The 3,076-nt window shown below is 50.0% G+C and carries 3 protein-coding genes and 1 tRNA gene; 3 read left to right on the forward strand and 1 reads right to left on the reverse strand.

The window, feature by feature from the left end; genetic code table 11:
- Window positions 1-71: 71 nt before the first annotated feature.
- Window positions 72-156 (reverse strand) — tRNA-Leu (locus PFRI_RS06640).
- Window positions 157-364: 208 nt separating this feature from the next.
- Here PFRI_RS06640 and PFRI_RS06645 point away from each other — a divergent pair.
- The 3 genes from PFRI_RS06645 (at window position 365) to glnA (ending at window position 2,843) form a co-directional block, all read left to right on the forward strand.
- Entirely contained in the window at window positions 365-844 is a 480-nt protein-coding gene (locus PFRI_RS06645) for a Hint domain-containing protein (protein ID WP_084649631.1), read from the forward strand.
- Between the two features lie 208 nt (window positions 845-1,052).
- Window positions 1,053-1,391, forward strand: a complete 339-nt coding sequence (locus PFRI_RS06650) for a P-II family nitrogen regulator (protein ID WP_009828308.1) — start codon at window positions 1,053-1,055, stop codon at window positions 1,389-1,391.
- A gap of 45 nt (window positions 1,392-1,436) precedes the next feature.
- Window positions 1,437-2,843, forward strand: coding sequence for a type I glutamate--ammonia ligase (gene glnA / locus PFRI_RS06655; RefSeq protein WP_072629924.1), 1,407 nt, complete (start codon window positions 1,437-1,439; stop codon window positions 2,841-2,843).
- Window positions 2,844-3,076 lie beyond the last annotated feature (233 nt).

Genomic DNA, 3,076 nt, shown 5'->3' on the forward strand with positions numbered 1-3,076 from the left:
TCAGACAATTTCCGCGTCATAACCCATGAAAAAATTCGGGTTTTGGGGTAGCAGCGGTATAAAAATAAAAATGGTGCGGGTGAAGGGACTCGAACCCCCACGCCTCGCGGCGCCAGAACCTAAATCTGGTGCGTCTACCAATTCCGCCACACCCGCACTTGAGCGCCTCTTAGCAAAGCCAAACGCACATGGCGAGAGGAAAATGCAGCTTTACCAAATCTCAAGGTGTCGCTGCGATACAACGCCCATGGATTCGTATCGACATAAGAGACTAGCAGCGCGGGGGAAAACCCGCTACGATTACCCCCATAAGGTCGAAAATGACCATGAGAGCAGATATAGGATATCGCCAATGGAGCCAAAAATGGCCCGGCGCGTTCACGAGGATCAGGCCTCGGAAGATCAAAAAGCGCAGGAAAACTCTGCACACTCTGGTCTTTGCGCAGATACAATCATTCTAACCATGGACGGTGAATTGCTGGCGCGTGACATTGCACCCGGTGATCGCATCATCACTCGCGATGCGGGAATGGTTAAGTTACTCGGCGTACGTCGCAAACGTGTTGTATGCGATGCGGTGCTTATAAAAGCAGGTTCGCTGGGGCATACACGCCCCGCAGAGGACATCACCCTGCCCTGCGGAACAGAAATTCTGATCCGTGATTGGCGTGCGATTGCCATGTATGGTGCAGCGCAAGCATTGATTCCCGCACACGATTTGCAAGATGGTGAATTTATCAAAGTATTGCCAAAGCAAGAGCTTGAGATCGTCGAATTTATTTTTGACAAACCTCATGTCATCTATGCTGGCGGGCTAGAGGTTGGCTGCCAAAGCACGCATTAACACCTCAGCGTGTGTGCCATCGCACGCTGTGAACCATCAAAATTAGCATCTAAGTTTTCACTTTGCTCATTTTTTGGGCGAAGTGTTTAATTTTTAAACACTGGCTTCTTTCTAGGCACAAAGATCTCTCCCAAAAAAGCCAATATGTTTGTGACTTTGCGCGCGAAATGATCTGAGGATCTCAAGTAGCGCACCGGAGGGGTCAGACATGAAAAAGATCGAAGCGATCATCAAACCATTCAAGCTCGACGAAGTGAAAGAAGCTCTTCAGGACGTGGGCGTTCAAGGTCTTAGCGTAATTGAAGTCAAAGGCTTCGGACGTCAAAAAGGCCATACAGAGCTATATCGCGGCGCGGAGTACGTCGTTGATTTCCTCCCGAAAGTGAAAATCGACGTTGTTCTTGACGATGATCAAGTAGATGCCGCAATTGACGCTATCGTAAGCGCCGCCAAGACAGACAAAATTGGCGACGGTAAGATTTTCGTCAGCCCCGTTGAGCAAGCCATTCGCATCCGCACCGGAGAATCCGGTTCAGACGCTCTCTAAACTCCCTACTCTAACTCTATCTTAACTAACAAAGGACGAAGGCACATGAGTATCGAAGCCGTTCTAAAGCAAATCCGCGACGAAGATGTCGCCTATGTAGACATCCGCTTCACCGACACGCGCGGTAAAGTGCAACACGTGACGGTCGATTGCGATCTCGTTGATGAAGACTTTCTTGAAGAAGGCTTTATGTTCGACGGTTCCTCTATCGAGGGTTGGAAAAGCATTGAAAATTCCGACATGAAACTGATGCCGGACACGTCCACAACATATCTCGACCCATTCTATGCTGAAAAAACGCTCTGCATCCATTGCTCCATCGTTGAGCCAGATACGGGTGAAGCCTACGAGCGCGACCCACGCGGTACTGCCCAAAAGGCCGAAGCATACCTAAAAGCATCTGGCATCGGCGATGTGGCTTATATGGGTCCAGAGGCGGAATTCTTCCTCTTTGACGACGTGCGCTACTCCAACACGATGAACAAAGTGTCGTTTGAAGTCGACGCGACTGACGCATCTTGGAACACCGACACAGAGTACGAAATGGGCAACATGGGCCACCGCCCTGGCGTCAAAGGCGGTTATTTCCCTGTTAACCCAATCGACGAAGCGCAAGACCTGCGCGGCGAAATGCTCTCCACGATGAAGCGTCTCGGCATGAAGGTTGACAAGCATCACCACGAAGTTGCGTCCTGCCAGCACGAGCTTGGTCTGGTTTTTGATAGCCTCACAAAGCAGGCCGATGAACTTCAGAAGTACAAATATGTTATCCACAACGTGGCGCATGCCTACGGCAAGTCCGCAACCTTCATGCCAAAGCCAATCTACGGCGACAACGGCACAGGTATGCACGTGAACATGTCCATCTGGAAAGATGGTAAGCCATTGTTCGCAGGCGACAAATACGCGGATCTGTCACAGGAAGCGCTATATTTCATTGGTGGTATCCTAAAGCATGCAAAAGCGCTGAACGCTTTCACTAACCCATCTACAAACAGCTACAAGCGTTTGATCCCGGGTTTTGAGGCACCTGTTCTGCGCGCGTATTCTGCGCGTAACCGTTCCGGTTGTGTGCGTATTCCATGGACAGAAAGCCCGAAGGCCAAGCGCGTCGAGGCACGTTTCCCTGATCCATCTGCCAACCCTTATCTGTGCTTTGCAGCGCTGCTTATGGCTGGTCTTGACGGTATCAAGAACAAGATCGATCCAGGCGAAGCAATGGACAAGAACCTCTATGATCTTCCTGCGGAAGAGCTGGCGGACATCCCAACAGTGTGTGGTTCCTTGCGCGAGGCGCTAGACGAGCTGCAAGCAAACGGCGACTTTCTGCTTGAGGGCGACGTTTTCACCAAAGATCAGATCGAAGGCTATGTCGCTCTGAAAATGGAAGAAGTCGAATTGTACGAGCACACGCCACACCCAGTTGAGTACGGTATGTACTACTCCTGCTAATTGGTAGTTAAGAATTAAGCGAAAGAGCGTCCCTAGGGGCGCTCTTTTTCGTTAAAAATTTAGGCAAACTTGCCGCAATCGCGTCATTTAGGGCTTACAAATTCCATTTTGGAAACAAAACTCGCCCCAATTACATGGTTAACCTAGCGTCATCAGCAGTTAATTTAAGAGGTATACCGCTGCTACCCCAAAACCCGAATTTTTTCATGGGTTATGACGCGGAAATTGTCTGA

The organism is Planktotalea frisia (assembly GCF_001890925.1).
GTDB lineage: Bacteria > Pseudomonadota > Alphaproteobacteria > Rhodobacterales > Rhodobacteraceae > Planktotalea > Planktotalea frisia.

Coding starts and splice junctions, on each gene's coding strand:
- PFRI_RS06645 (WP_084649631.1), top strand. CDS start 365: ATGGCCCGGCGCGTTCACGAGGATCAGGCCTCGGAAGATCAAAAAGCG.
- glnA (WP_072629924.1), top strand. CDS start 1,437: ATGAGTATCGAAGCCGTTCTAAAGCAAATCCGCGACGAAGATGTCGCC.
- PFRI_RS06650 (WP_009828308.1), top strand. CDS start 1,053: ATGAAAAAGATCGAAGCGATCATCAAACCATTCAAGCTCGACGAAGTG.